Origin of the sequence: Streptomyces sp. SCSIO 75703, from assembly GCF_036607905.1 — a bacterium.
Taxonomy (GTDB): Bacteria; Actinomycetota; Actinomycetes; order Streptomycetales; family Streptomycetaceae; genus Streptomyces.
The window spans coordinates 2,823,868-2,850,271 of sequence record NZ_CP144555.1 but is presented as its reverse complement, the minus strand read 5'-3'; the positions used below and the strand labels follow the sequence as shown (position 1 = coordinate 2,850,271).

General features: G+C 69.7%; 20 protein-coding genes and 1 pseudogene. 14 read left to right on the top strand and 7 right to left on the bottom strand.

Features of this window, described 5'->3' with window-relative positions:
- Positions 1–59: 59 nt before the first annotated feature.
- The 7 genes from rplA to VM636_RS12300 all read left to right on the top strand — a co-directional run bounded on the left by rplA (position 60) and on the right by VM636_RS12300 (position 12,263).
- Positions 60–785 (top strand): 50S ribosomal protein L1, encoded by a 726-nt coding sequence (gene rplA / locus VM636_RS12330; RefSeq protein WP_030422038.1) that lies wholly within the window; start codon positions 60–62, stop codon positions 783–785.
- A gap of 284 nt (positions 786–1,069) precedes the next feature.
- Complete coding sequence (locus tag VM636_RS12325; protein ID WP_030422039.1) at positions 1,070–1,885, top strand: hypothetical protein; 816 nt, start codon at positions 1,070–1,072, stop codon at positions 1,883–1,885.
- Between the two features lie 118 nt (positions 1,886–2,003).
- Positions 2,004–2,852, top strand: a complete 849-nt coding sequence (locus VM636_RS12320) for a hypothetical protein (RefSeq protein WP_030422040.1) — start codon at positions 2,004–2,006, stop codon at positions 2,850–2,852.
- A gap of 298 nt (positions 2,853–3,150) precedes the next feature.
- A complete protein-coding gene (rplJ, locus tag VM636_RS12315) occupies positions 3,151–3,681 on the top strand; it encodes a 50S ribosomal protein L10 (protein WP_030422041.1) in 531 nt (176 codons plus the stop codon).
- Positions 3,682–3,819: 138 nt separating this feature from the next.
- Positions 3,820–4,203, top strand: coding sequence for a 50S ribosomal protein L7/L12 (gene rplL / locus VM636_RS12310; protein WP_030422042.1), 384 nt, complete (start codon positions 3,820–3,822; stop codon positions 4,201–4,203).
- 579 nt (positions 4,204–4,782) lie between these two features.
- Positions 4,783–8,268 (top strand): DNA-directed RNA polymerase subunit beta, encoded by a 3,486-nt coding sequence (gene rpoB, locus VM636_RS12305; RefSeq protein WP_030422043.1) that lies wholly within the window; start codon positions 4,783–4,785, stop codon positions 8,266–8,268.
- Positions 8,269–8,363: 95 nt separating this feature from the next.
- The gene (locus tag VM636_RS12300; RefSeq protein ID WP_030422044.1) at positions 8,364–12,263 is read left to right on the top strand and encodes a DNA-directed RNA polymerase subunit beta'; all 3,900 of its coding nucleotides are present in this window, start codon (positions 8,364–8,366) and stop codon (positions 12,261–12,263) included.
- 67 nt (positions 12,264–12,330) lie between these two features.
- Here the strand turns inward: VM636_RS12300 and VM636_RS12295 are convergent, their stop codons facing one another.
- On the bottom strand, positions 12,331–13,659 hold the full coding sequence (locus VM636_RS12295; RefSeq protein ID WP_030422045.1) for a glycosyltransferase family 39 protein: 1,329 nt from the start codon (positions 13,657–13,659) through the stop codon (positions 12,331–12,333).
- A gap of 99 nt (positions 13,660–13,758) precedes the next feature.
- Here VM636_RS12295 and VM636_RS12290 point away from each other — a divergent pair, with 99 nt between their 5' ends.
- From VM636_RS12290 to tuf, 5 genes are all read left to right on the top strand, one after another.
- Positions 13,759–14,757 carry a glycosyltransferase family 2 protein gene (locus tag VM636_RS12290; protein ID WP_338484388.1) on the top strand — a complete coding sequence of 333 codons (999 nt, stop codon included), beginning with the start codon at positions 13,759–13,761 and terminating at the stop codon, positions 14,755–14,757.
- Between the two features lie 313 nt (positions 14,758–15,070).
- Entirely contained in the window at positions 15,071–15,442 is a 372-nt protein-coding gene (rpsL, locus tag VM636_RS12285) for a 30S ribosomal protein S12 (protein ID WP_030422047.1), read from the top strand.
- Positions 15,443–15,444: 2 nt separating this feature from the next.
- The gene (gene rpsG, locus VM636_RS12280; RefSeq protein ID WP_003974303.1) at positions 15,445–15,915 is read left to right on the top strand and encodes a 30S ribosomal protein S7; all 471 of its coding nucleotides are present in this window, start codon (positions 15,445–15,447) and stop codon (positions 15,913–15,915) included.
- Between the two features lie 39 nt (positions 15,916–15,954).
- Positions 15,955–18,081, top strand: coding sequence for an elongation factor G (gene fusA / locus VM636_RS12275; protein ID WP_030422048.1), 2,127 nt, complete (start codon positions 15,955–15,957; stop codon positions 18,079–18,081).
- A 154-nt stretch (positions 18,082–18,235) separates the two neighbouring features.
- Positions 18,236–19,429, top strand: a complete 1,194-nt coding sequence (gene tuf, locus VM636_RS12270) for an elongation factor Tu (RefSeq protein WP_030422049.1) — start codon at positions 18,236–18,238, stop codon at positions 19,427–19,429.
- A gap of 151 nt (positions 19,430–19,580) precedes the next feature.
- Here the strand turns inward: tuf and VM636_RS12265 are convergent, their stop codons facing one another.
- The 4 genes from VM636_RS12265 to VM636_RS12250 all read right to left on the bottom strand — a co-directional run bounded on the left by VM636_RS12265 (position 19,581) and on the right by VM636_RS12250 (position 22,070).
- Entirely contained in the window at positions 19,581–19,838 is a 258-nt protein-coding gene (locus VM636_RS12265) for a hypothetical protein (RefSeq protein ID WP_338484384.1), read from the bottom strand.
- Entirely contained in the window at positions 19,835–20,182 is a 348-nt protein-coding gene (locus tag VM636_RS12260) for a hypothetical protein (RefSeq protein ID WP_053913367.1), read from the bottom strand. The genes VM636_RS12265 and VM636_RS12260 overlap by 4 nt, the downstream gene beginning before the upstream one ends.
- Positions 20,183–20,269: 87 nt before the next feature.
- Positions 20,270–21,382 (bottom strand): helix-turn-helix domain-containing protein, encoded by a 1,113-nt coding sequence (locus VM636_RS12255; RefSeq protein ID WP_338484382.1) that lies wholly within the window; start codon positions 21,380–21,382, stop codon positions 20,270–20,272.
- Positions 21,383–21,638: 256 nt separating this feature from the next.
- A complete protein-coding gene (locus VM636_RS12250) occupies positions 21,639–22,070 on the bottom strand; it encodes an ATP-binding protein (protein WP_338484380.1) in 432 nt (143 codons plus the stop codon).
- 154 nt (positions 22,071–22,224) lie between these two features.
- Here VM636_RS12250 and VM636_RS12245 point away from each other — a divergent pair, with 154 nt between their 5' ends.
- Both VM636_RS12245 and VM636_RS12240 read left to right on the top strand, forming a co-directional pair.
- Positions 22,225–23,109, top strand: a complete 885-nt coding sequence (locus VM636_RS12245; protein ID WP_338484378.1) for a helix-turn-helix transcriptional regulator — start codon at positions 22,225–22,227, stop codon at positions 23,107–23,109.
- A complete protein-coding gene (locus VM636_RS12240) occupies positions 23,106–23,318 on the top strand; it encodes a DUF397 domain-containing protein (RefSeq protein WP_030420847.1) in 213 nt (70 codons plus the stop codon). Before VM636_RS12245 ends, VM636_RS12240 begins: the two co-directional genes overlap by 4 nt.
- Before the next feature lie 97 nt (positions 23,319–23,415).
- Here VM636_RS12240 and VM636_RS12235 read toward each other — a convergent pair whose 3' ends face one another.
- Both VM636_RS12235 and VM636_RS12230 read right to left on the bottom strand, forming a co-directional pair.
- The gene (locus tag VM636_RS12235) at positions 23,416–24,798 is read right to left on the bottom strand and encodes an alpha-lytic protease prodomain-containing protein (protein ID WP_338484376.1); all 1,383 of its coding nucleotides are present in this window, start codon (positions 24,796–24,798) and stop codon (positions 23,416–23,418) included.
- Positions 24,799–25,353: 555 nt separating this feature from the next.
- Positions 25,354–26,286: pseudogene (locus VM636_RS12230) on the bottom strand (LysR family transcriptional regulator); the annotation flags it as partial.
- Positions 26,287–26,404 lie beyond the last annotated feature (118 nt).

Below are 26,404 nucleotides of genomic sequence, written 5' to 3'. Positions count from 1 at the left end.
AGAAGTGGCGGGGCCTGCTCGGCCCGGACCACGACTCCTAAGCAACCCCAGGAGCAGTAGTGAGCAAGCGCAGCAAGTCTCTCCGCGCTGCGGACGCCAAGATCGACCGGGAGCGCCTGTACGCCCCGCTCGAGGCCGTCCGCCTCGCCAAGGAGACCTCCACGACCAAGTTCGACGGCACCGTCGAGGTCGCCTTCCGCCTGGGTGTCGACCCGCGCAAGGCCGACCAGATGGTCCGTGGCACCGTGAACCTCCCACACGGCACCGGCAAGACCGCCCGGGTCCTGGTCTTCGCGACCGGTGACCGTGCCGAGGCCGCGCGTGCCGCGGGCGCCGACATCGTCGGCGCCGACGAACTCATCGACGAGGTGTCGAAGGGCCGTCTGGACTTCGACGCCGTCGTCGCCACCCCGGACCTCATGGGCAAGGTCGGCCGCCTCGGCCGCGTGCTCGGTCCCCGTGGTCTGATGCCGAACCCCAAGACCGGCACCGTGACCCCGGACGTCGCCAAGGCTGTCAACGACATCAAGGGCGGCAAGATCGAGTTCCGCGTCGACAAGCACTCGAACCTGCACTTCATCATCGGCAAGACGTCGTTCGACGAGACCAAGCTGGTGGAGAACTACGGCGCGGCCCTGGACGAGATCCTGCGTCTGAAGCCGTCCGCCGCGAAGGGCCGGTACATCAAGAAGGCCGCCGTGAGCACCACCATGGGCCCCGGCATCCCGGTCGACCCGAACCGCACCCGCAACCTCCTCGTCGAGGAGGACCCGGCCGCGGTCTGAGCCGACGGCTCGCTCGACGGTCACGGGCCCCGCACCCACGGTGCGGGGCCCGTCCCCTTTTTCGGGTTTCCCGGGCTGCCGGTCCTCCCGACTTCCGGTCCTCCGGGCTGCCGGTCTATCCGGCCCCCCTGCGCCCGGCGCGGCGGCTCCCGTCCGCCGTTTCCCCGCGTCCACCCACCGCCGGGCCTTTCCCCCCGGGGGAGAGGCGGGCCAGGCTTTGCGGGACGGGTACCGCGCGCCTCGGCTAGCGTGCGGGCAGGTGACGCGCACAGGGGTGGGACGACATGACGAGCACGACGCTACGCCGCACGGCCTTCTCGACCGCGGTGACGGCCGTGCTGCTGCTGTGCACGCCCTCCTGCGCCGGCACCGGCGCCACCGGCGGCGACCGGGACGAGGGCCGCCCCACGGCCACGCCGACCGCCCCCGTGCCCTCCGCCCTGCGCGCCGCGGAACGGGCCGTCGGCCGGGCCGGCTCCGCCCGGGTCGAATCGGCCACCGTCATGGGCAGCGAACTGTCCCTGGAGGCCACCGGCGCCCTCGGCTGGAGCGACGGCCTCACCGGCACCCTGACCATCACCTACACCGGCGGCACCACCGCCGAGACGATGCGCGGACTCGGCACCACCGCCATGGAGGCCCGGTACCTGGCCGACGCGTACTACGCGAAGATGGGCGACGCCTTCGCCGAGCGGGCCGGCGGCCGGCACTGGATCAGGTACGTCTACGACGACCTGGAGGAACTGGGCGACCTCGGCGCCGACTTCGCCGACCAGATGCGCAGCACCACCCCCCACCAGGCGCTCAAGCAGCTCCTGGCCTCCGCGGACGTCCGGCGGGTCGGCGAGGAGACGACGCGCGGCCGGCGCACCACACACTGGTCGGGCACCGTGGACGGCGCCACCGCCCAGACCGTGGACGTCTGGGTCGACGACCGGGACCTCCTCGTGAAGAAGGTGGAGCGGGGCCGGACGGCGACCGGGGAGCTGACGCAGACCGCCTGGTACACCGATTACGGCGTGACCGTCGTCGCCGAGCGCCCGCCGGCCGCGGACACCGCGGACTTCAAGGAACTGCTGGCGGCGCAGACCGGCTCCTGACCCGGGAAAACTTCCGGAACGTTCGAACCGTCTTGCGATAGTCTCGCGTCCTCACTGTGAACGAGCAGTCGATTCTCTGTGCCCTCCATGGGCGCCAGGTGTCCCTTGGGGGGAATGCATGAAGACGTCCGTGCGGATGCGTGTGCCCGTCGCCACCGGTCTCGCCGCGCTGTTGCTCGCCGGGGGTGCGGTGGGCTGCGGCCAGGAGAAGAAGGCGGAGGAGACGCCGGCCATGTCGCCGGCCGCCGCGGTCGCCAAGGCGGCCAAGAACTCCGAGGACATCACCTCGCTGCACTACCGCATGACCGGCCGCACGCCCGAGGAGGGCCGCCTGGAGGGCGAGGCCAGGATGCGGCTCAAGCCCGAGCCCGCGATGGACATGAAGGTGAAGGCGCCCGACGAGGACCCCGACGCGACCGTCGAGATCCGCCTGCTGGACGGGGCCATGTACATCGGCGGCGCCGAGGCCGCCAAGGAGCTGGACGGCAAGAGCTGGATCAAGTTCGACCTGGAGGCGCTGGGCGCCGACGGCGAACTGAACGAGCTGGGCGGCTCCTCGCAGGCCGACAAGAACCCGGCCGCCGAGTCCACCTTCCTCACCGGCGCCAAGGACGTGCGCGAGGTCGGCACCGAGACCGTCGACGGCGTGAAGACCACCCACTACGAGGGCACGGTCACCCTCGCCGAGCTGGAGAAGTCCCTCAAGGACGAGGGGGCGGGCGAGGAGGAGCGCCGCAAGAGCCTGGAGGAGTACAAGGACCTCGGCATCGACAAGCTCACCATGGACATGTGGATCGACGAGAAGGACCGCACCAAGCAGTTCCGCATGCGCGGCGACGCCACCAAGGGCGAGCTGGACATGACCATCACCTTCCTCTCGTACAACGAGCCCGTGGAGATCGCGGCTCCGCCGGCCGGCGAGACCATGGACCTGGCCGAGATGATGGAGGAGATGGGCGAGGGCTGAGCCCCCGGCCGGGCGGCCACGGGAACGGATTTGCCTGGGACCGGCCCGTTCCCGTACGCTCCCTGAGAAGCCAAAGACCGCTGGTCGTCGCCGTGTGTTCGCAAGAGGACACGGTGGCCGAAGGAACCGCTGAACTGCGGACGACCCGCGTAGGTGACAGAGGATGAGCTCCCGGCCGTACCGTCGTACGTCCCGGTCGAGCCACGCCCCGTGCGCCTGCGCCCGGGGCGTTTCGTTTTCTCCAGTCCTCCTTCGGGGTCCGCGCGGTCCGAATCACCCGGAAGGAGGCCGAGGCTCTATGGCGAGGCCCGACAAGGCTGCCGCGGTTGCCGAGCTGACGGACAAGTTCCGCAGCTCCAACGCCGCCGTGCTGACCGAGTACCGCGGTCTCACCGTGGCGCAGCTCAAGACGCTGCGCCGGTCGCTCGGTGAGAACGCCCAGTACGCCGTGGTGAAGAACACGCTGACCAAGATTGCGGCCAACGAGGCCGGGATCACGACGCTGGACGACCAGTTCACTGGTCCGACGGCGGTCGCCTTCATCACCGGTGACCCGGTGGAGTCGGCGAAGGGTCTGCGCGACTTCGCCAAGGACAACCCGAATCTCGTCATCAAGGGCGGTGTCCTGGAGGGCAAGCCGCTCTCGGCCGACGAGATCAAGAAGCTCGCGGACCTCGAGTCCCGTGAGGTTCTGCTCTCCAAGCTGGCGGGTGCCTTCAAGGGCAAGCAGTCCCAGACTGCGCAGCTCTTCCAGGCGCTTCCCTCGAAGCTCGTCCGCACCGTGGACGCGCTCCGTGCCAAGCAGGACGAGCAGGGCGGTGCCGAGTAACTCGGCTCGCTTTCCGGCCCTCGCCGCCTGAGGCAAGGGCCATAGCGGGCCCGACGTCTACGCAGCAATGCCGTAAGGCACACGCCCGCCTCACCCCGTACATCCGGCATCTGCCGTTTTAGTGGAAGGACCGCCACCATGGCGAAGCTCAGCCAGGAAGACCTGCTCGCGCAGTTCGAGGAGATGACCCTCATCGAGCTCTCCGAGTTCGTGAAGGCGTTCGAGGAGAAGTTCGACGTCACCGCCGCCGCCGCGGTCGCCGTGGCCGGCCCCGCCGGTCCGGCCGCCCCGGTCGAGCAGGCCGAGGAGAAGGACGAGTTCGACGTCGTCCTCACCGGCGCCGGCGAGAAGAAGATCCAGGTCATCAAGGTCGTGCGCGAGCTGACCTCCCTGGGTCTGAAGGAGGCCAAGGACCTCGTCGACGGCACCCCGAAGCCGGTCCTCGAGAAGGTCAACAAGGAGCAGGCCGACAAGGCCGCCGAGGCCCTCAAGGGCGCCGGCGCCTCGGTCGAGGTCAAGTAAGACCTCACGGGTCCTCGTGGACCTGTAACGCCTCAGCACCGAAGAGCGATCATCCAATCGGGTGGTCGCTCTTCGGTGTGTACGGGGCCCGGCGGCGGCTGCCTTGCGTGGGCGGCGACGGGGAGTATGGTGATCTTCGTCGTGCCGTCTCCGGGGGCCACGAGGCACCCCCGGCGGCACCGGGTTTCGGCAAGGGGGGCCTTGACGAACCGCACGCGGCGCGCGATTCTCAGGACGCGTCGTCACAAGGTCCGGATCCGAGGCATGGATCGACGACGAAGAGGGCAGTATCACGGTGCGTTGAGGGATTGACCTCCCGCAGGTGGTGAGAACAACGAGGAGCCAAGACGGTCCGGGAAACCAGCACTGGACATCAGTGAGCCAAGTGGCTACACTGACCCTTTGCGCTGCCTGTTAGCTGCCCCCTGCCCGTCACCAGGGGTCCGCCCTCGCCCGAGCACTGACGATCAGAGCATGTCTGACCTGGCCTTTCCGCCACATCAGACACCCCCTGTCTCCGTGCACGGAAGAGGGGCCGGTACGCGCGTAGTGAGTCCGAGCCCTCGGAAGGACCCCCTCTTGGCCGCCTCGCGCAATGCCTCGACCGCGAATACGAACAACGCTGCCAGCACCGCCCCGCTGCGCATCTCCTTTGCAAAGATCAAGGAGCCCCTCGAGGTTCCGAACCTTCTCGCGCTGCAGACCGAGAGCTTCGACTGGCTGCTCGGCAACGACGCGTGGAAGGCTCGCGTCGAGTCGGCTCTGGAATCCGGTCAGGACGTCCCCACCAAGTCCGGTCTCGAGGAGATCTTCGAGGAGATCTCCCCGATCGAGGACTTCTCCGGGTCGATGTCGCTGACGTTCCGCGACCACCGCTTCGAGCCCCCGAAGAACAGCATCGACGAGTGCAAGGACCGCGACTTCACGTACGCCGCGCCGCTCTTCGTCACCGCCGAGTTCACGAACAACGAGACCGGCGAGATCAAGTCCCAGACCGTCTTCATGGGCGACTTCCCGCTCATGACGAACAAGGGCACCTTCGTCATCAACGGCACCGAGCGTGTCGTGGTGTCGCAGCTCGTCCGCTCGCCCGGCGTCTACTTCGACTCCTCCATCGACAAGACGTCCGACAAGGACATCTTCTCCGCCAAGATCATCCCGTCCCGGGGTGCCTGGCTGGAGATGGAGATCGACAAGCGCGACATGGTCGGTGTCCGCATCGACCGCAAGCGCAAGCAGTCCGTGACCGTCCTCCTCAAGGCGCTCGGCTGGACCACCGAGCAGATCCTGGAGGAGTTCGGCGAGTACGAGTCCATGCGCGCCACCCTGGAGAAGGACCACACCCAGGGCCAGGACGACGCGCTGCTCGACATCTACCGCAAGCTGCGTCCGGGCGAGCCCCCCACGCGCGAGGCCGCGCAGACGCTGCTGGAGAACCTCTACTTCAACCCCAAGCGCTACGACCTGGCCAAGGTCGGCCGCTACAAGGTCAACAAGAAGCTCGGCGCGGACGTGCCGCTGGACGCCGGTGTCCTGACCGTCGAGGACGTCATCTCGACGATCAAGTACCTGGTGAAGCTGCACGCCGGCGAGATCGAGACGGCCGCCGACAACGGCCAGACGATCGTCGTCGAGACCGACGACATCGACCACTTCGGCAACCGCCGTCTGCGCAGCGTCGGCGAGCTGATCCAGAACCAGGTCCGCACGGGTCTCGCCCGCATGGAGCGCGTCGTGCGCGAGCGCATGACGACCCAGGACGTCGAGGCGATCACGCCGCAGACCCTGATCAACATCCGGCCGGTCGTCGCCTCCATCAAGGAGTTCTTCGGCACCAGCCAGCTCTCGCAGTTCATGGACCAGAACAACCCGCTGTCGGGTCTCACCCACAAGCGCCGCCTGTCGGCGCTGGGTCCGGGTGGTCTCTCCCGCGAGCGGGCCGGCTTCGAGGTCCGTGACGTGCACCCCTCGCACTACGGCCGCATGTGCCCGATCGAGACCCCCGAAGGCCCGAACATCGGCCTGATCGGCTCGCTCGCCTCCTACGGCCGGGTCAACGCCTTCGGCTTCGTCGAGACCCCGTACCGCAAGGTGAACGACGGCCAGGTCACCGACGACGTCGACTACCTGACCGCCGACGAGGAAGACCGCTTCGTCATCGCGCAGGCCAACGCCGAGCTCAACGACGACCTGCGCTTCGCCGAGGCCCGCGTGCTCGTCCGCCGCCGCGGCGGCGAGGTCGACTACGTCGGCCCCGAAGAGGTCGACTACATGGACGTCTCGCCGCGCCAGATGGTGTCCGTGGCGACCGCCATGATCCCGTTCCTGGAGCACGACGACGCCAACCGCGCGCTCATGGGCGCGAACATGATGCGGCAGGCCGTCCCGCTGATCCGCTCCGAGGCCCCGCTCGTCGGCACCGGCATGGAGTACCGCTCCGCGGTCGACGCCGGCGACGTGGTCAAGGCCGAGAAGTCGGGTGTGGTCCAGGAGGTCTCCGCGGACTACATCACCACCGGCAACGACGACGGCACGTACATCACGTACCGCCTCGCCAAGTTCGCCCGCTCCAACCAGGGCACCTCGGTCAACCAGAAGGTCCTCGTCAACGAGGGCGACCGGATCATCGAGGGCCAGGTCCTCGCCGACGGTCCGGCCACCGAGAACGGCGAGATGGCGCTCGGCAAGAACCTGCTGGTCGCCTTCATGCCGTGGGAGGGCCACAACTACGAGGACGCGATCATCCTGTCGCAGCGCCTCGTGCAGGACGACGTCCTCTCCTCGATCCACATCGAGGAGCACGAGGTCGACGCCCGCGACACCAAGCTGGGCCCCGAGGAGATCACCCGGGACATCCCGAACGTCTCCGAGGAGGTCCTCGCCGACCTCGACGAGCGCGGCATCATCCGCATCGGCGCCGAGGTCATCGCCGGCGACATCCTCGTCGGCAAGGTCACGCCCAAGGGCGAGACCGAGCTGACCCCCGAGGAGCGGCTGCTGCGCGCGATCTTCGGCGAGAAGGCCCGCGAGGTCCGCGACACCTCGCTGAAGGTGCCGCACGGCGAGACCGGCAAGGTCATCGGCGTCCGCGTCTTCGACCGCGAGGAGGGCGACGAGCTGCCCCCGGGCGTCAACCAGCTCGTCCGCGTCTACGTCGCCCAGAAGCGCAAGATCACCGACGGTGACAAGCTCGCCGGCCGCCACGGCAACAAGGGCGTCATCTCCAAGATCCTGCCGATCGAGGACATGCCGTTCCTGGAGGACGGCACCCCGGTCGACATCATCCTGAACCCGCTGGGCGTCCCCTCCCGGATGAACCCCGGCCAGGTCATGGAGATCCACCTCGGCTGGCTCGCCAGCCGCGGCTGGGACGTCTCCGGCCTCGCCGACGAGTGGGCCGAGCGCCTCAGGGTCATCAGCGCCGACCGCGTCGAGCCCGGCACCAACGTCGCCACGCCCGTCTTCGACGGCGCCCGGGAGGACGAGATCGCCGGTCTGCTCCAGCACACCATCCCGAACCGGGACGGCGAGCGGCTGGTGCTCCCCTCCGGCAAGGCGCAGCTCTTCGACGGCCGCAGCGGTGAGCCGTTCCCCGAGCCGATCTCGGTCGGCTACATGTACATCCTCAAGCTGCACCACCTGGTCGACGACAAGCTCCACGCCCGTTCGACCGGTCCGTACTCCATGATCACCCAGCAGCCGCTGGGTGGTAAGGCTCAGTTCGGTGGCCAGCGCTTCGGTGAGATGGAGGTGTGGGCCCTCGAGGCCTACGGCGCCGCCTACGCGCTCCAGGAGCTGCTGACCATCAAGTCCGACGACGTCACCGGCCGCGTGAAGGTCTACGAGGCGATCGTCAAGGGCGAGAACATCCCCGAGCCCGGCATCCCCGAGTCCTTCAAGGTGCTCATCAAGGAGATGCAGTCCCTGTGCCTCAACGTGGAGGTGCTGTCCAGCGACGGTATGTCCATCGAGATGCGTGACACCGACGAGGACGTCTTCCGCGCGGCGGAGGAGCTCGGCATCGACCTGTCGCGGCGCGAGCCGAGCAGCGTCGAAGAGGTCTGACGGGAGTTCCGGCGGCCTTCGCGCCGAAGGCCGCCGGCCCCAGGACCCCCGTTTCAGACCCCATGACTCACAACCCTGAGAGGGATTGACGCATAGTGCTCGACGTCAACTTCTTCGACGAGCTCCGGATCGGTCTGGCCACCGCTGACGACATCCGTCAGTGGAGCCACGGCGAGGTCAAGAAGCCCGAGACCATCAACTACCGCACCCTCAAGCCGGAGAAGGACGGACTCTTCTGCGAGAAGATCTTCGGTCCGACCCGCGACTGGGAGTGCTACTGCGGCAAGTACAAGCGCGTCCGCTTCAAGGGCATCATCTGCGAGCGCTGTGGCGTCGAGGTCACGCGCGCCAAGGTGCGCCGTGAGCGGATGGGCCACATCGAGCTGGCCGCCCCCGTCACCCACATCTGGTACTTCAAGGGCGTCCCGTCGCGCCTCGGCTACCTGCTCGACCTCGCCCCGAAGGACCTGGAGAAGGTCATCTACTTCGCGGCGTACATGATCACGTACGTCGACGAGGAGCGCCGCACCCGCGACCTGCCCTCGCTGGAGGCCCACGTCTCCGTCGAGCGCCAGCAGATCGAGCAGCGCCGCGACGCCGACCTGGAGGCCCGCGCCAAGAAGCTCGAGACCGACCTGGCCGAGCTGGAGGCCGAGGGCGCCAAGGCGGACGTGCGCCGCAAGGTGCGCGAGGGCGCCGAGCGCGAGATGAAGCAGCTCCGCGACCGCGCCCAGCGCGAGATCGACCGCCTCGACGAGGTGTGGAACCGGTTCAAGAACCTCAAGGTCCAGGACCTGGAGGGCGACGAGCTGCTCTACCGCGAGCTGCGCGACCGCTTCGGCACCTACTTCGACGGCTCGATGGGCGCCGCCGCGCTGCAGAAGCGCCTGGAGTCCTTCGACCTGGACGAGGAGGCCGAGCGCCTCCGCGAGATCATCCGCACCGGCAAGGGCCAGAAGAAGACCCGTGCCCTGAAGCGGCTCAAGGTGGTCTCGGCGTTCCTGCAGACCTCCAACAGCCCCAAGGGCATGGTCCTGGACTGCGTCCCGGTCATCCCGCCGGACCTGCGTCCGATGGTGCAGCTCGACGGTGGCCGCTTCGCGACCTCCGACCTGAACGACCTGTACCGCCGTGTCATCAACCGCAACAACCGCCTGAAGCGGCTTCTCGACCTCGGTGCCCCCGAGATCATCGTGAACAACGAGAAGCGCATGCTCCAGGAGGCCGTCGACGCGCTCTTCGACAACGGCCGCCGCGGTCGCCCGGTCACGGGCCCCGGCAACCGTCCGCTGAAGTCGCTGTCCGACATGCTCAAGGGCAAGCAGGGCCGCTTCCGCCAGAACCTGCTCGGCAAGCGCGTGGACTACTCCGCGCGTTCCGTGATCGTCGTCGGTCCGCAGCTCAAGCTGCACCAGTGCGGTCTGCCCAAGGCGATGGCGCTGGAGCTCTTCAAGCCGTTCGTGATGAAGCGCCTGGTCGACCTGAACCACGCGCAGAACATCAAGAGCGCCAAGCGCATGGTCGAGCGCGGCCGCACGGTCGTGTACGACGTGCTGGAAGAGGTCATCGCGGAGCACCCGGTCCTGCTGAACCGGGCGCCCACCCTGCACCGCCTCGGCATCCAGGCCTTCGAGCCGCAGCTCGTCGAGGGCAAGGCCATCCAGATCCACCCGCTCGTCTGCACCGCGTTCAACGCGGACTTCGACGGCGACCAGATGGCCGTGCACCTGCCGCTGTCCGCGGAGGCGCAGGCCGAGGCCCGCATCCTGATGCTGTCCTCGAACAACATCCTCAAGCCGGCCGACGGCCGTCCGGTGACGATGCCGACCCAGGACATGGTGCTGGGCCTGTTCTTCCTCACCACCGACGGCGAGGGCCGCGACGTCAAGGGCGAGGGCCGGTCCTTCGCCTCCGTCGCCGAGGCGATCATGGCCTTCGACGCGGGCGAGCTGTCGCTCCAGTCGAAGATCGTGGTCCGCTTCCCGGTGGGCACCATCCCGCCGCGCGGCTGGGAGCCCCCGGCCCGCGAGGAGGGCGAGCCCGAGTGGCAGCAGGGTGACACCTTCACCCTGGAGACCACGCTGGGCCGCGCGCTCTTCAACGAGCTGCTTCCCGAGGACTACCCGTTCGTCGACTACGAGGTCGGCAAGCGCCAGCTCTCGGAGATCGTCAACGACCTCGCCGAGCGCTACCCCAAGGTCATCGTGGCGGCGACGCTCGACAACCTGAAGGCGGCCGGCTTCTACTGGGCCACCCGTTCCGGCGTGACCGTCGCCATCTCGGACGTCATCGTCCCGGAGGCCAAGCGGTCGATCGTCCAGAGCTACGAGGCCCAGGACGAGAAGGTCCAGAAGCAGTACGAGCGCGGTCTGATCACCAAGGACGAGCGCACGCAGGAGCTCATCGCGATCTGGACCAAGGCGACCAACGAGGTCGCCGAGGCGATGAACGACAACTTCCCGAAGACCAACCCGATCTTCATGATGGTGAACTCGGGTGCGCGCGGCAACATGATGCAGATGCGTCAGATCGCCGGTATGCGTGGTCTGGTGTCGAACGCGAAGAACGAGACGATCCCGCGGCCGATCAAGGCGTCCTTCCGCGAGGGCCTGTCCGTGCTGGAGTACTTCATCGCCACGCACGGCGCCCGCAAGGGTCTGGCGGACACCGCGCTGCGGACCGCCGACTCGGGTTACCTCACCCGTCGTCTGGTCGACGTCTCCCAGGACGTCATCATCCGCGAGGAGGACTGCGGCACCGAGCGCGGTCTGAAGCTGCGGATCGCCGAGCGGGACGCGGACGGCACGCTGCGCAAGGCCGAGGACGTCGAGACCAGCGTCTACGCCCGGATGCTCGCCGAGGACGTCGTCATCGACGGCAAGGTGATCGCGCCGGCCAACGTCGACCTGGGTGACGTGCTCATCGACCAGCTCGTGCACCACGGTGTCCAGGAGGTCAAGACCCGCTCGATCCTGACCTGCGAGTCCGCCGTCGGCACCTGCGCCATGTGCTACGGCCGTTCGCTGGCCACGGGCAAGCTGGTCGACATCGGTGAGGCGGTCGGCATCATCGCCGCCCAGTCCATCGGTGAGCCCGGTACCCAGCTCACGATGCGTACCTTCCACACCGGTGGTGTGGCCGGTGACGACATCACCCAGGGTCTGCCCCGTGTCGTCGAGCTCTTCGAGGCCCGTACCCCGAAGGGTGTCGCCCCGATCTCCGAGGCCGCCGGCCGCGTGCGGATCGAGGAGACCGAGAAGACCAAGAAGATCGTCGTCACCCCGGACGACGGCAGCGACGAGACGGCGTTCCCGATCTCGAAGCGCGCCCGTCTGCTGGTCGGCGAGGGCGATCACGTCGAGGTGGGCCAGAAGCTCACCGTGGGTGCCACCAACCCGCACGACGTGCTGCGCATCCTGGGTCAGCGTGCCGTCCAGGTCCACCTGGTCGGCGAGGTCCAGAAGGTCTACAACTCGCAGGGCGTGTCGATCCACGACAAGCACATCGAGATCATCATCCGGCAGATGCTGCGCCGGGTGACGATCATCGAGTCGGGCGACGCCGAGCTGCTGCCCGGCGAGCTGGTCGAGCGGTCGAAGTTCGAGACCGAGAACCGGCGCGTGGTCCAGGAGGGCGGTCACCCGGCCTCCGGCCGTCCGCAGCTCATGGGTATCACCAAGGCGTCGCTGGCCACCGAGTCGTGGCTGTCGGCGGCCTCCTTCCAGGAGACGACCAGGGTCCTGACGGACGCGGCGATCAACGCCAAGTCCGACTCCCTGATCGGCCTCAAGGAGAACGTCATCATCGGTAAGCTCATCCCGGCCGGTACGGGCCTGTCCCGCTACCGCAACATCCGGGTCGAGCCGACCGAGGAGGCCAAGGCCGCGATGTACTCGGCCGTCGGCTACGACGACATCGACTACTCGCCGTTCGGCACCGGTTCCGGCCAGGCCGTCCCGCTGGAGGACTACGACTACGGTCCGTACAACCAGTAAGCGAGCAGCATGACCGGAGGGCGGTCACCCCGTGGGGGTGGCCGCCCTCCGGCGTGCGCGGGGTCCGTCAGGGCACGCCCAGTTCGAAGAGGACGTAGTGGGCGTACCAGCCGGAGGCGAGGGCCGCGGTGGTGAAGAAGACCGTGAGGACGAGCGGCCGGAGCCGGGCGAGGGCCGCGGCGGGGGCGATGAGCAGGGGGAAGGCCGGCAGCAGGTAGCGCATGGTGTTGCCGAACATCTGCTGGGTGCCGAGCACGGTGACGAGGGTGGCCAGGGTGTAGGCGACCAGCACCAGCGGGGGCCGCTTGCGCAGCATCAGGGCGACGAGGAAGGGCAGCGCCAGCACCAGTTGCAGGGAGAGCAGGTCGGGTACGGAGAAGGCGAAGACGTAGTCGTGCCGGCCGACGGCCAGGTTCCGCAGGACGTCCAGGGTGTAGGCGCCGTAGTCGAAGAAGTGGGCCCAGCCCTCGCGCTGGAGCGTGAAGTACGCCGTCGCCTCACCGGTGGACCAGCCGACCCAGGCGACGTAGGAGAGGAGCCCCAGGGGGGCGACGAGCATGGCGTAGACCGGCCCGCGCACCCCGTGTTCGCGTCTGCTCGCCGGGCGGGCGAGGGTGACCAGGGCGGCCAGGCCCACGGCGCCGATGAGGACGGCGGAGGTGGGCCGGTTGAGCCCGGCGAGGAAGGCGAGCAGCCCGGCCGTCACCCAGCGGCGGGTCATCACGGCGTAGCAGGCCCAGGCCGCGATGGCGACGAAGAGGGACTCGGAGTAGACGGCCCACTCGACGCCGGCGCCGGGCGCCACCGCCCACAGCCCCGCGGCGAGGGTGCCCGCGCGGACGCCGGCGACCAGCCTGACCACGCTGTAGATGCCGGCGGCGGCGACGAAGGAGCACAGGACGGAGACGAGGATGCCGGAGCCGTAGAGGCCCAGGCCGGTCGCCTCGGAGACCGTGCGGATCAGCGACGGGTAGAGCGGGAAGAAGGCGACCGAGTTCTGCCGGACGGTGAACAGGCCCTCCGTCTCCAGCCGTACCAGCGCGGGCTGGTAGCCGTGCTCGGCGACCTGGAGGTACCACCAGCCGTCCCAGGTGGCCAGGACGTCCCACCAGTGGGCGCCGCCGCCGAAGCGCGGGTTCTTGCCGTGGTAGTCCCCGGCGTACTCCAGCAGGGCGGCGAAGACCGCGAGGCCGGTCAGTTTGAGGACGCCGTAGAGGGCGAGCGGCGCGAGGAGGGGGCGGGCGGCCGGCGGCAGGGGGAGCTGCCGGAGCCGGGCGGTGAGCCGCGCGGGCCACGGCGTGCGCCGGTTCGTGGCGGGTCCGGCGTGCGCGCCGGTGTCCTCGTCGTGCGCGCCTCCCGGCGCGCCGGTCACCGTGTCGTCGGCAGCCGATTCCATGCCGTCGTCCCCCCTGGCCCGTCCACGGGCCTCCCTTGCTGCCATAAGATCGCACAAGAGTCGCACACCTGTGCGCCGCGTCGGGGGAGGGGAGGGGCGGTGCCCGAGGAACGGGACGAGCCGATCGCGCTGTCGGTCGTGATCCCCATGTACAACGAGGAGGAGGCCCTGCCCGCGCTGGTCAGCCGGGTGCGGCCGGTCCTCGACGGCCTCGGCGTCGCCCACGAGGTCATCGCGGTCGACGACGGCAGCGGCGACCGCACGGGCGAGTTGCTCGCCGCCTTCCGGCTGGGCTGGCCCGAGCTGCGGATCATCTCCCTGCGGCGCAATTCCGGCCACCAGGCCGCCCTCACCGCGGGGCTGGACCGCTCGGTGGGCGCCCACGTGGTCAGCCTCGACGCCGACCTCCAGGACCCGCCGGAGAAGATCCCGGAGATGCTGGCGCTGGCCCGCGCCGAGAACCTGGACATCGTCTACGGCGTGCGTGCCGACCGCAGCAGCGACACCGGCTTCAAGCGCTGGACGGCGGGGGTCTACTACCGGCTCATGCGCCGGCTGGCCGGGCCCTCCGTCCCCGCGCAGGCCGGCGACTTCCGGCTGCTCAGCCGGGCCGCGGTGGACGCCCTCAAGGCCCTGCCCGACCAGCAGCGGGTCTACCGGCTGCTGGTGCCCTGGCTCGGCTTCCCCAGCGGGCGGGTCACCTACGAGCGCGCCCCGCGTACGGCCGGCCGCACGAAGTACCCGCTGGGCCGCATGATCCGGCTCGCGGTGGACAGCGTCACCGGCTTCTCCGCGGCCCCGCTGCGGCTGGCCACCTGGCTCGGCGCCGGCGCCTTCCTGGTCTGCCTGGGGCTGCTGGTCTACACGCTCACCGCGTTCGCGCTGGGCCGGACGGTGCCGGGGTGGACCTCGCTCTTCACCGGGCTGGTGTTCATCGGGGCGGTCCAGTTGGTCTGCGTCGGGCTGCTCGGCGAGTACGTCGGCCGGATCTACACGGCCGTCCAGAACCGGCCGACCTACTTCGTGCGCGACGACACAGCGGCGCCGGAGGCGGGGACACCGGCGGACAGGCCCCGCCTGCCCGCTCCCCGGACCTGAGAAGGGCCGCGTCGTGCCAGGACGGAACGGGGGGAACCGGGAGGAGCCGGGAGGAGGCGGTCGGCGCTCCGGGTGCGGCCCATTTGTTTTGACCGCAGCGAATGCTATAGGTACGCTCAGACCTTGTGCCTGGGGTGTGCCCTGGCTCAGGTGTGTGCCTTTCAACCGCACCGAGAGCTGTGACCGGCCACCGTGATCTGCGCATTCTTTTCGCCGTGCGGCGGGAGTCCGCGTGATTCGACACACCCGACCGCGTGGGTCGGTGACGTTCCAGGTTAGCTGTACCCATCGGCACACAGAAACCGGAGAAGTAGTGCCTACGATCCAGCAGCTGGTCCGGAAGGGCCGGCAGGACAAGGTCGACAAGAACAAGACGCCCGCGCTCGAGGGTTCGCCCCAGCGTCGCGGCGTCTGCACGCGTGTCTTCACGACCACCCCGAAGAAGCCGAACTCGGCCCTGCGTAAGGTCGCGCGTGTGCGTCTGACCAGCGGTATCGAGGTCACCGCTTACATTCCGGGTGAGGGACACAACCTGCAGGAGCACTCGATCGTGCTCGTGCGCGGCGGCCGTGTGAAGGACCTGCCGGGTGTTCGTTACAAGATCATCCGTGGCTCCCTCGACACCCAGGGTGTCAAGAACCGCAAGCAGGCCCGCAGCCGTTACGGCGCCAAGAAGGAGAAGTAAGAATGCCTCGTAAGGGCCCCGCCCCGAAGCGCCCGGTCATCATCGACCCGGTCTACGGTTCTCCTCTGGTGACCTCCCTGATCAACAAGGTGCTGCTGAACGGCAAGCGCTCCACCGCCGAGCGCATCGTCTACGGCGCCATGGAGGGCCTGCGCGAGAAGACCGGCAACGACCCGGTCATCACGCTGAAGCGCGCTCTCGAGAACATCAAGCCGACGCTCGAGGTCAAGTCCCGCCGCGTCGGTGGCGCCACGTACCAGGTGCCGATCGAGGTCAAGCCCGGTCGTGCCAACACCCTGGCGCTGCGCTGGCTCGTCGGTTACTCCCGCGCCCGCCGCGAGAAGACGATGACCGAGCGTCTGCTCAACGAGCTCCTCGACGCCTCCAACGGCCTCGGTGCCGCTGTGAAGAAGCGCGAGGACACGCACAAGATGGCCGAGTCCAACAAGGCCTTCGCGCACTACCGCTGGTAGTCGGAAACCCCTTCGAAACCGAGAGAAGACTGAAGCCTTATGGCTACCACTTCGCTTGACCTGGCCAAGGTCCGCAACATCGGGATCATGGCCCACATCGACGCGGGCAAGACGACCACCACCGAGCGGATTCTGTTCTACACGGGCGTTTCGTACAAGCTGGGCGAGACGCACGAGGGCTCGGCGACCATGGACTGGATGGAGCAGGAGCAGGAGCGTGGTATCACCATCACCTCCGCTGCGACCACCTGTCACTGGCCGCTCGAGGACATCGACCACACCATCAACATCATCGACACCCCGGGCCACGTCGACTTCACGGTCGAGGTGGAGCGTTCGCTGCGCGTCCTCGACGGTGCCGTCACGGTGTTCGACGGTGTCGCCGGTGTCGAGCCGCAGTCCGAGACGGTGTGGCGTCAGGCGGACCGCTACGGCGTTCCGCGTATTTGCTTCGTGAACAAGCTTGACCGCACCGGTGCGGACTTCCTCCGCAGCGTCGGCATGATCTCCGACCGGCTCGGCGCCCAGCCGCTGGTCATGCAGCTCCCCATCGGTGCCGAGGCCGACTTCCGCGGCGTCGTCGACCTCGTGACGATGCAGGCGTACGTCTGGTCCGTCGAGGCGACCAAGGGCGAGATGTACGACACCGTCGAGATCCCCGCGGACCTGGTGGAGCTGGCGGACGAGTACCGCGCCAAGCTGCTGGAGTCCGTCGCGGAGAACGACGAGGAGCTGATGGAGCTGTACCTGGAGGGCACCGAGCCCTCCGTGGAGCAGCTCTACGCGGCCGTCCGTCGCATCACCATCGCCTCCGGCAAGGCCGAGAACACCACCATCACCCCGGTGTTCTGCGGCACCGCGTTCAAGAACAAGGGCGTGCAGCCCCTGCTCGACGCGGTCGTGCGCTTCCTGCCCTCGCCGCTGGACGTCGAGGCCATCGAGGCCCATGACGTGAAGAACCCGGACACGGTCGTCACGCGCAAGCCGTCCGAGGACGAGCCGCTGGCCGCGCTGGCGTTCAAGATCATGAGCGACCCGCACCTCGGCAAGCTCACCTTCGTCCGCGTGTACTCCGGACGCCTGGTGTCCGGCACCCAGGTGCTGAACTCCGTCAAGGGCAAGAAGGAGCGCATCGGCAAGATCTACCGCATGCACGCCAACAAGCGTGAGGAGATCGAGGCGGTGGGCGCCGGCGACATCGTCGCCGTCATGGGCCTGAAGCAGACCACCACCGGTGAGACGCTCTCCGACGACAAGGCCCCCGTCGTCCTCGAGTCCATGGACTTCCCGGCGCCCGTCATCGAGGTCGCCATCGAGCCGAAGTCCAAGGGCGACCAGGAGAAGCTGGGCGTCGCGATCCAGCGCCTGGCCGAGGAGGACCCCTCCTTCCAGGTCCACTCGGACGAGGAGACCGGCCAGACCATCATCGGCGGCATGGGCGAACTGCACCTCGAGGTGCTGGTCGACCGCATGCGCCGTGAGTTCAAGGTCGAGGCCAACGTCGGCAAGCCGCAGGTCGCGTACCGCGAGACCATCCGCAAGACGGTCGAGAAGGTCGAGTTCACCCACAAGAAGCAGACGGGTGGCACCGGCCAGTTCGCTCGCGTGATCATCGCGATCGAGCCCCTCGAAGGCGGCGACGCCTCGTACGAGTTCGTCAACAAGGTGACCGGTGGCCGCGTGCCGAAGGAGTACATCCCTTCGGTCGACGCCGGTGCGCAGGAGGCCATGCAGTTCGGCATCCTCGCCGGCTACGAGATGACCGGCGTCCGCGTCACCCTGCTCGACGGCGCCTACCACGAGGTCGACTCCTCCGAGCTCGCCTTCAAGATCGCCGGTTCGCAGGCGTTCAAGGAGGCCGCGCGCAAGGCCGGCCCCGTGCTGCTCGAGCCGATGATGGCCGTTGAGGTCACCACGCCCGAGGACTACATGGGCGAGGTCATCGGTGACATCAACTCCCGCCGTGGCCAGATCCAGGCCATGGAGGAGCGGGCCGGTGCCCGCGTCGTGAAGGGCCTCGTGCCCCTCTCGGAGATGTTCGGCTACGTCGGCGACCTCCGCAGCAAGACGTCGGGTCGCGCAAGCTACTCGATGCAGTTCGACTCCTACGCCGAGGTTCCCCGGAACGTCGCCGAGGAGATCATCGCGAAGGCCAAGGGCGAGTAACGGACTCCGTTCACACGCTTTAGGCTTGACTCCGGAGCCTGATGGGGCATTCCACCGCGAACCCGGTGGAATGCCCCGCGGCCCGGGATTTCCAGCAAAGATCACCTGGCGCCGATGAGTAAGGCGTACAGAACCACTCCACAGGAGGACCCCAGTGGCGAAGGCGAAGTTCGAGCGGACTAAGCCGCACGTCAACATCGGCACCATCGGTCACATCGACCACGGTAAGACGACCCTCACGGCCGCCATTACCAAGGTGCTGCACGACGCGTACCCGGAGCTGAACGAGGCCTCGGCCTTCGACATGATCGACAAGGCGCCGGAAGAGCGCCAGCGCGGTATCACCATCTCGATCTCGCACGTCGAGTACCAGACCGAGTCGCGTCACTACGCCCACGTCGACTGCCCCGGTCACGCGGACTACATCAAGAACATGATCACCGGTGCCGCGCAGATGGACGGCGCCATCCTCGTGGTCGCCGCCACCGACGGCCCGATGCCGCAGACCAAGGAGCACGTGCTCCTGGCCCGCCAGGTCGGCGTTCCGTACATCGTCGTCGCCCTGAACAAGGCCGACATGGTGGACGACGAGGAGATCCTGGAGCTCGTCGAGCTCGAGGTCCGCGAGCTGCTCTCCGAGTACGAGTTCCCCGGCGACGAGGTTCCGGTCGTCAAGGTCTCCGCTCTGAAGGCCCTCGAGGGCGACAAGGAGTGGGGCAACACCGTCCTCGAGCTGATGAAGGCCGTGGACGACTCGATCCCCGCTCCCGAGCGTGACGTCGACAAGCCGTTCCTGATGCCGATCGAGGACGTCTTCACCATCACCGGTCGCGGTACGGTCGTCACCGGCCGCATCGAGCGTGGTGTCCTCAAGGTCAACGAGACCGTCGACATCATCGGCATCAAGACGGACAAGACCACCACCACGGTCACCGGCATCGAGATGTTCCGCAAGCTGCTCGACGAGGGCCAGGCCGGTGAGAACGTCGGTCTGCTGCTCCGCGGCATCAAGCGCGAGGACGTCGAGCGCGGCCAGGTCATCATCAAGCCGGGCTCGGTCACCCCGCACACCGAGTTCGAGGCGCAGGCGTACATCCTGTCGAAGGACGAGGGTGGCCGTCACACCCCGTTCTTCAACAACTACCGCCCGCAGTTCTACTTCCGCACGACGGACGTGACCGGCGTCGTGACCCTCCCCGAGGGCACCGAGATGGTCATGCCGGGTGACAACACCGAGATGAAGGTGGAGCTCATCCAGCCCGTCGCCATGGAAGAGGGCCTGAAGTTCGCCATCCGCGAGGGTGGCCGCACGGTGGGCGCCGGCCAGGTCACCAAGATCAACAAGTGAGTCTCGCTCACCTGAGGATCGCCTGACCTGACAGGCACGAGGAACCCGCACGACTTTGGTCGTGCGGGTTCTTTCGTTTTTGTGGGGCTTCGCGTGTGGGCCTTGCGCGCAGGGGGTGGGGAGGCCGGATTCCTCCACCGTCCCTGTCGACTCAGAAGTCGAGGTAGGTGATCTGGACGATGTAGACGCGCTCAGCCCGTACGACGATCTGGTACCTGAACATCCCGCCGGGAACCGTGATGTCTCCGCCCTTCGGGTCGCCCTCGCGGTGTGCGCGGCCGTGCAGGTACCGAGCTTCGGCCGCTCTGAGCAGTTCGGCGGCCTTGCGTTCCACCGCGGTGAGGAAGGCGGCCGGGGCGGTGCGGGCGGTTTCCTCCGCGCCGAAGGCGTACTCCCAGGCCCAGCTCACACGTGTACGGCCTTCATCGCCTCGTCCAGGACGGCGCTGAGCTCGCGCAGGGCCTCACGGGCGATGTCCGCGTCCTCGTGCTCCAAGTCGCTCGTGGCGCGGGCGTGGCGGGCGGCGAGGTCGGGCCGGCGGGCGATCTCGATGTCGCGCGACCAGGTCAGGACCCAGCTCCGCACGGGGCTGAGCGATTGCCACTCCACGGCCTGGGCGAACGCCTCGTCCTTGGTCCGCTGCATCTCCGGCAGGCGACCGGGATCGACGACGGCGAGGGCGGCACGCAGAGCGTCCGGCGTCTGCTCCGGACGGGGAACCAGCTCGTGCCCGTGGTCGGCCTGCGTGCTCATGGAGTCCTCCCGGCAGTGCATTGGCCAGAGTAGTCGTCCGGGCGGAGTGGGGCAGGGGAGCGCGAACATACGGTGTGTTTCTGCTGGTCAGCGGGTGCGTGCGGGGGAGTGGCCAGATGGCGTGCCGGTGGGTTCGCCGCTGGTGGCCGACCGGCAGTCGCGGCAGTGGGGTTCGGACTCGGGGGCGCGGAAGGCGCGGTCGCAGCGGTCGCAGGAGCGCAGGCCGTGGCGGGGTGGTGGGGGTGTGGCGGGGGCCCGGAACGGGGGCGGGGGTGGCAACTGGGCGGTGAGGCGGTGGGCGAGGAGGGCGGCGGGGCGGCGTAAGGGCTCGTCCGGCAGGGCGGTGGTGAGCGCGTGGCGTACGGCGCCGGGGGTGACGTCCCGTTCCAGCCAGGCGGCGACGCCGGGGGCCAGGTGGGCGGTGTCGGTGGCGGAGAGGAGCAGGCGCGGGTCGTGGCGGCGCAGGCCGGTGAGGAGGCCGGCGGCCTGCTGGAGGAGGCCGGCGGCGGGCACCGCGGGCTGCGGCACGGCGGGGAGGGGCTTGCGGGGCGTGGGGGCGGGCGCGACGGCGGTGGCCTGGCCGGTGCCGGTGCCGGTGCCGGTGCCGGTGCCGGTGCCCTTGCCGGTGTCTGCGTGTGTGCCGCTGGTGTGGGGACCGCTGCCCGGGCAGGGGCGGGGTGATGCCGGGGGTTCCGGGTGGCGGGTCGTCGGGCGGGGCGGCCGGGACGGTCCCGGGGGCGCGGACGGGCGGGGCTGCCGGGGTGCGGCGGACGGGCGGGGCGGTCGGTCCGCGCGGCCGGCTCCGGCGGGCGCGCGGCGGGGGCCCGGCTGGTTGCAGGAGACGGTGCGGGTGATGATGCGGCCGCTCGGCGTACGGACGCGCTCGCGGCGCAGGTACCCGTGGGCCTCCAGTTCGCGCAGCGCGGCGGCGATCCGGGTCGGGCCCTCCGGGAAGCGGGCGGTGAGCGACTTGATGTCGGCACCGGCGCCGGTGGGCAGCGACTGGATGTGGCAGCCGAGACCGATCGCCAGCAGCGACAGCGCCGGGTGCTGGACCAGGTGGTTGCCGATCACCACGAAGCGGGCGGTGTGACGGGTGTTCTCGTGGATGACGCCGCCGCGGTGGTGACGCGATCGGGTCGGATTGCCGTCGTCGGCTGACCAGGCGCGCGGGGGCACGCTAGGGTTTTCGGTATCCATCGGGGAAGGTCCGTTCTTCCTTGGTGGTCAGGCCCTCGCACTGGGATTGCCGTCCCGGCGAGGGCCGAAGTCTTTTCGCGGTGGTGTGCGCCGAGCGTAGGGGAGCCGGGGGTACGGAAAGCCAGCCGAGCCGGTGATGTTCACCCGCCCGAGTGAGAGCGCGCCTCGGGCGGGCCACGGGCGGGAGGGGTGGGGCTGGGAGGGGTTCTTTCCTCACCGGTTCTTTCCTGGTCAGAGCGCCGAGGGCACCGGAACCTCAGAACGTGGGTCCCGGTGCGGCGACGCGCAGTTCGGCCCACACGGTCTTGCGCGGGAAGCGGCCCTCGGTCACCCCCCACCGGTCCGCCAACGCCTCCACCAGCAGCAGGCCACGGCCGGACTCGGCGCCGGGCGCGGGCGTCCGGGGCTCGGGAAGCGCCTCGCCCCGCGTGTCGGTCACCTCGATGCGCAGCGTGTCGCCGACGACGTGCAGGACGAGCCGGAAGTCCCGGCCGGGCACACGCCCGTGCGCGGCGGCGTTGTTGGCCAACTCGGCGACGAGCAGCCGCGCCGGGTCCGGCGGCAGGCCCCAGGGCCGGAACCGCTCGGTCGCCAGCAGCCGGGCCAGCCGGGCACCGCGTGGCGTGGGGGAGAGCCGCACGCTGAAGTGGCGGACGGGGCTCATGAGTTCGGTGGGTTTCTCGTTCACGTCACTCAGCGTGGCGGCGTGTGCGTACGGTGAGAAGTGACTCCTTGAGTGCGCACGGTCACTGTCCGGAGGTTGTCCGGTGCTGTCCGGTCCGTCGGAGCGGTTGGTACGGGTAGGGCGTCGCGGTACGGCGCGGACGGCAGAGGGGTGCGGCATGGCGGTGGACGGCGAGGCGGTACGGCCCACGGAGGCGGCGGGCGAGGCGGGCGAGCCGGGGTGGGAGGTGGACCCGGACGACGAGTGGGGCGTCGCCGTCATCGCCACGGTGGGGCGGCAGTTGAAGCTCCGGCGCGAGGCGGTGGGCCTGCGCGCCGCCGAGTTCGGTGCCGCGGTCGGGTACGGGGAGGACCTCGTCTACAAGGTCGAGGGCGGCAAGCGCATCCCCCGGCAGGAGTACCTGGACAGGGCCGACGAGGTCCTGGGCGCGGGCGGCCTCATCGCAGCGACCTGGGAGGACGTGAAGAAGGTCCGGTATCCGAAGAAGGTACGGGAGCTGGGGAAGCTGGAGAGCAAGGCGGTTGAGATCGGCCTGTACGAGTGCAACATCGTTCCTGGGCTGTTGCAGACGCGGGAGCACGCACGCGCGGTGATCGGAGCGGCTCAGCCGCCGTACTCGCCGGACGACGTGGAGCGCATGGTGGCCGCCCGGCTGGCCCGGCAGTCGGTGTTCGAACGATCCCCTGCGCCCGCGCTCAGCTTCGTCCTGGAAGAGGGGGTCCTGCGCCGTCCCATCGGAGGCACAATGGTTTGGCGTCAGCAGCTCGAACGCTTGCTGGAGATGGGGCGGTTGCACAACGTCGTGCTTCAGGTGATGCCGACGAACAGTGACACCCACTCTGGCTTGGATGGTCGGATCGAGTTGCTGAAGTTCCCGGACGGTACAGCGGTGGGTCGCTCCGACGGTGCGTTCAACGGCCGGCCGACCGTCGAGCTTAAACATTTGCGCGTCCTTGAGCTGCGGTATGGAACCATCCGGGCTCAGGCGCTCTCGCCGGGGGAGTCGCTGGCCTTCATCGAGCAACTGCTGGGAGAAACATGATTCGCAAGCCCCTTGCCGGGGACGACGCTTCTGACTTGCTCTGGTTCAAGAGCAGCTACAGCGGCGGAAACGACGGCAACTCCTGCGTGGAGCTTGCCGTGACCCCCGGCACCGTGCACGTCCGTGATTCCAAGAGTGTCGACGGGCCACGCCTCGCGCTGGCGCCCGGGGCGTGGGTGCGCTTCGTCGCGTATGCCGCCGAGGGGTGACCTCTCGGCGGCGCGTACAGCGAGACGCGGCCCCGGGCGCGCCGTGACGGCGGGCCCGGGGCCGCTTCCATTCCCCCGCGGAATGGTCAGGTGCGGGTCAGACCCGCTGCCACAGGGCCGGGACGTTCGAGGGCTCCCAGCCCGCCTGGGCCTGGTGACCCTGGAGGCACCGGTACGAGGCGCCGCCGTACGTCACGGTGTCGCCCGGCTGGTAGACCGTGCCGGCCGCCCAGGTGCCGCCGGCGGGCGGGGGCTCCTCGCCGCCGCCACCGTTGCCGGAGGTCTTGAGGGTCAGGCCGTAGGTCTGGAGCAGCGGGTTGATCGGCTGGAAGAAGGTCTCGCCGCCGCTGCTGCAGTTGCCGGAGCCGCCCGAGGTGACGCCCTGGGCCTGGCTGCCGGAGATGTACGAGCCGCCGGAGTCGCCGGGCTCGGCGCACACCGTGGTGCGGGTGACGCCGGTGACCGTGCCCTCCTGGTAGGAGACGCTGGTGTTGAGCTGCTGGACGACGCCGCAGTGCCAGCCCGTGGTCGAACCGGAACGGCACACCGAGGAGCCGACCGGCGCCTGCGTGGAGCCGGCCACCTGGACGTTCTGCCCGCCGGCGCCCTTGACGTACGGGGTCGCGGTCCAACTGGAGTTGGTCGCCACCCAGGCCATGTCGCGGCCGGGGAAGGTCGAGCCCTGGAAGGTGCCCTGCGCGACCTGGTTGGAGCCGCTGGTGGAGGCCCCCGCCCGCCCGCAGTGACCGGCGGTGGCGAAGCCCTGCTGCGTGCCCTTGGTGACCGGGAAGCCGATCGAGCAACGGCCGCTGTTGTTGATGTAGTACGCCTCGCCGCCGCGCAGGTCGTAGAAGGTGCGGGGCCGCTCGGTGCGCTGCTCGACCCGGACCAGGGAGGCGTCCACCCCGGCCGCCGCCACCAGGTCCTGGGCCGCGGCGGTCCGTACCGCCTCCACGACCAGCGTGTTGCTCCGGACGTCCACGTACCAGACCGGGGCGTCGGTGGTGTCCCGGCCGTCCGCCGCGCGGTCCACGCGGGCCTTGGCGGCGTCCAGTTCGGCCAGCGAGTGGCGTACGACCTTCGCCTCGGCGCCCTGGGCGGTGATGGCGGCGACGTCGCGGGCGTCGGTCGTGGCCACGGTGAGGCTGCCGGACTCGGCGCCGCGCACCCACGCCCCGGCGTAGTCGGAGCCCAGGGCCGCCTGGAGCTTGCCGGCGGCGGCCCCGGCCTCGGCCTCGTTGACCAGGCGCTGGCGGGCCTGTGCGGCGTCGAGGCCGAGGTCGCGCTGCATCGCCTTCAGCAGGGCGGGCGGGGCGGCGTCGGTACGGAGGGTCTGGGCGGCCGAGGGCGCGGTGTCGGCCGGCGCCTGGGCACTGGCCGAACCGGCCAGCCCGGCCACGACCAGGGCTGCCGCCGCGGCGAGGGCCGCGCCCGCGCCTCTGGCTCTCGCTCGGGGGTGACGCTGGAACAGGGGGGACATGGGGCATCTCCTCGGTCTCGTTGGGAGGTGCCGAAACCGTAGGGAGGCCCCTGGGGCGGTCGTAAGCCGTCGTCCTGCCCTCTGTCCGGCGTTATGGATCGCGGGGGATGGCGGGCCGGGTGACGTCGTGCGAGGTCAGGGGAGGGGCGGGACCGGCTCGGGGGCGGGGCGCCGGGCGGGGGCGCCGGCGCCGCGGGGCTCGTGGCCGTGCGGTGGGGCGCCGTGGGCCGTCACCCCGTTGCGGGGCTTCCGGGCGCGGGCCGCCTCGGCGGGGTCGTCGACGCGGCGGGTACGGGCGGTGTGGTCCGCCTCGCCGCCGACGGCGGGGACGGCGGCCTCGGTGCCGGGGCTGTGTCCGGTGTCTTCGGCGTTCCCCCGGTGTGGGGGACCGCCGTCGGGGCGCCCCCGCTCGCCGGGACCCGGCCCGGGGCCGTCCGGGTCGTCGCCCCGGCCGCCGTGGACCTTCGGCCGCCGGGGCTCGTCGTGCCGTAACCGGGCCTGCTCCGCCCGTACGCGGTCGTCCCGCAGCCGCTCGTCCCGGGCCTCCGCGTCCCGTGCCGCGAGCCACTCGGTGTAGCTGTCGCTGCCCGCCGCCACGTCGGCGTGGGCGAGGCGGGCCTGCGTGAGCACGGTGGCGGCGGTGTCCTCCGGCTGGGTGGCGGCGTGCCGGCCGAGCAGGTGCCGCCAGGCGAGCGGCGTGTCCGTGAGCGGCCGGGTGACGATGCCGGGGGTGGTGGGGAAGGTGGCCCGGCACAGGCCGATCGCCCGGCCCACCTGCACCAGGTGGACCAGCGAGGCGGTGTCGGTCTCGTACAGGCGGCGCGGGGTGAACCCGGCGCGGGCGCACGCGGCGGTGAAGCAGTCGCCGAAGCAGCCGTCGCCCGGTACGCAGGCCCACTCCTCCTCCGCCAGCTCCGGCAGGGCCAACTCGCCCCGCCCGGCGAGGGGATGGGCCTCGGAGAGCATGACGAACACCGGGTCGACGGCGACCTCCTGCCAGACCAGGTCCTCGGCGGCGGGCGGCGCGGCCGAACCGCATGTGCCGGTCAGGGCGAAGTCCAGGCGCCCCTCGCCGAGTTGGTGGGCCAGCTCGCGTTCTGACCAGGAGGTGCAGGTCGTCATGCGCGCATGCGGGGACACGTCCGCGAGCCGGTCCACGAGGGCGCCGAGCAGGGGGCCGTGGGTGCCGCCGAGCCGGAGCCGGTCGGTGGTGCGCGGTGCCCGTGCGAACCGGGCCGCCTCGCGTTGCAGTTCGCTGACCGCGGGCAGCACGATCCGGCTCCGCTCCAGTACCAGTTCGCCCAGGGCGGTGGCCCGTACGCCGTGCCGCCCACGTTCGAACAGGGCGCCGCCCAGGGCTCGTTCGATGCGCTTGAGCTGTGCGCTCAGCGCGGGCTGTGCGAGGCCGAGCGCCGTCGCCGCCCTGGTGAGGCTGCCGGCGTCGGCGATGGCCCGGACCGTCTTGAGGTGACGCAACTCCAGCTCCATAGGGGGAGCTTGCGACGGGGGAGGGGCGGGGGCAAGAGGTTGGTCCGGACCTTTGGCATAAGGAGTCCGGACGAACCGGACGGGCCACCCGAAACCATCCCCTTTCCCCCCGTGTGGG

Coding starts and splice junctions, on each gene's coding strand:
- VM636_RS12325 (WP_030422039.1), top strand. CDS start 1,070: ATGACGAGCACGACGCTACGCCGCACGGCCTTCTCGACCGCGGTGACG.
- VM636_RS12320 (WP_030422040.1), top strand. CDS start 2,004: ATGAAGACGTCCGTGCGGATGCGTGTGCCCGTCGCCACCGGTCTCGCC.
- rplJ (WP_030422041.1), top strand. CDS start 3,151: ATGGCGAGGCCCGACAAGGCTGCCGCGGTTGCCGAGCTGACGGACAAG.
- rplL (WP_030422042.1), top strand. CDS start 3,820: ATGGCGAAGCTCAGCCAGGAAGACCTGCTCGCGCAGTTCGAGGAGATG.
- VM636_RS12295 (WP_030422045.1), bottom strand. CDS start 13,659: ATGGAATCGGCTGCCGACGACACGGTGACCGGCGCGCCGGGAGGCGCG.
- rpsG (WP_003974303.1), top strand. CDS start 15,445: ATGCCTCGTAAGGGCCCCGCCCCGAAGCGCCCGGTCATCATCGACCCG.
- fusA (WP_030422048.1), top strand. CDS start 15,955: ATGGCTACCACTTCGCTTGACCTGGCCAAGGTCCGCAACATCGGGATC.
- VM636_RS12260 (WP_053913367.1), bottom strand. CDS start 20,182: ATGAGCACGCAGGCCGACCACGGGCACGAGCTGGTTCCCCGTCCGGAG.
- VM636_RS12255 (WP_338484382.1), bottom strand. CDS start 21,382: ATGGATACCGAAAACCCTAGCGTGCCCCCGCGCGCCTGGTCAGCCGAC.
- VM636_RS12245 (WP_338484378.1), top strand. CDS start 22,225: ATGGCGGTGGACGGCGAGGCGGTACGGCCCACGGAGGCGGCGGGCGAG.
- VM636_RS12240 (WP_030420847.1), top strand. CDS start 23,106: ATGATTCGCAAGCCCCTTGCCGGGGACGACGCTTCTGACTTGCTCTGG.
- VM636_RS12235 (WP_338484376.1), bottom strand. CDS start 24,798: ATGTCCCCCCTGTTCCAGCGTCACCCCCGAGCGAGAGCCAGAGGCGCG.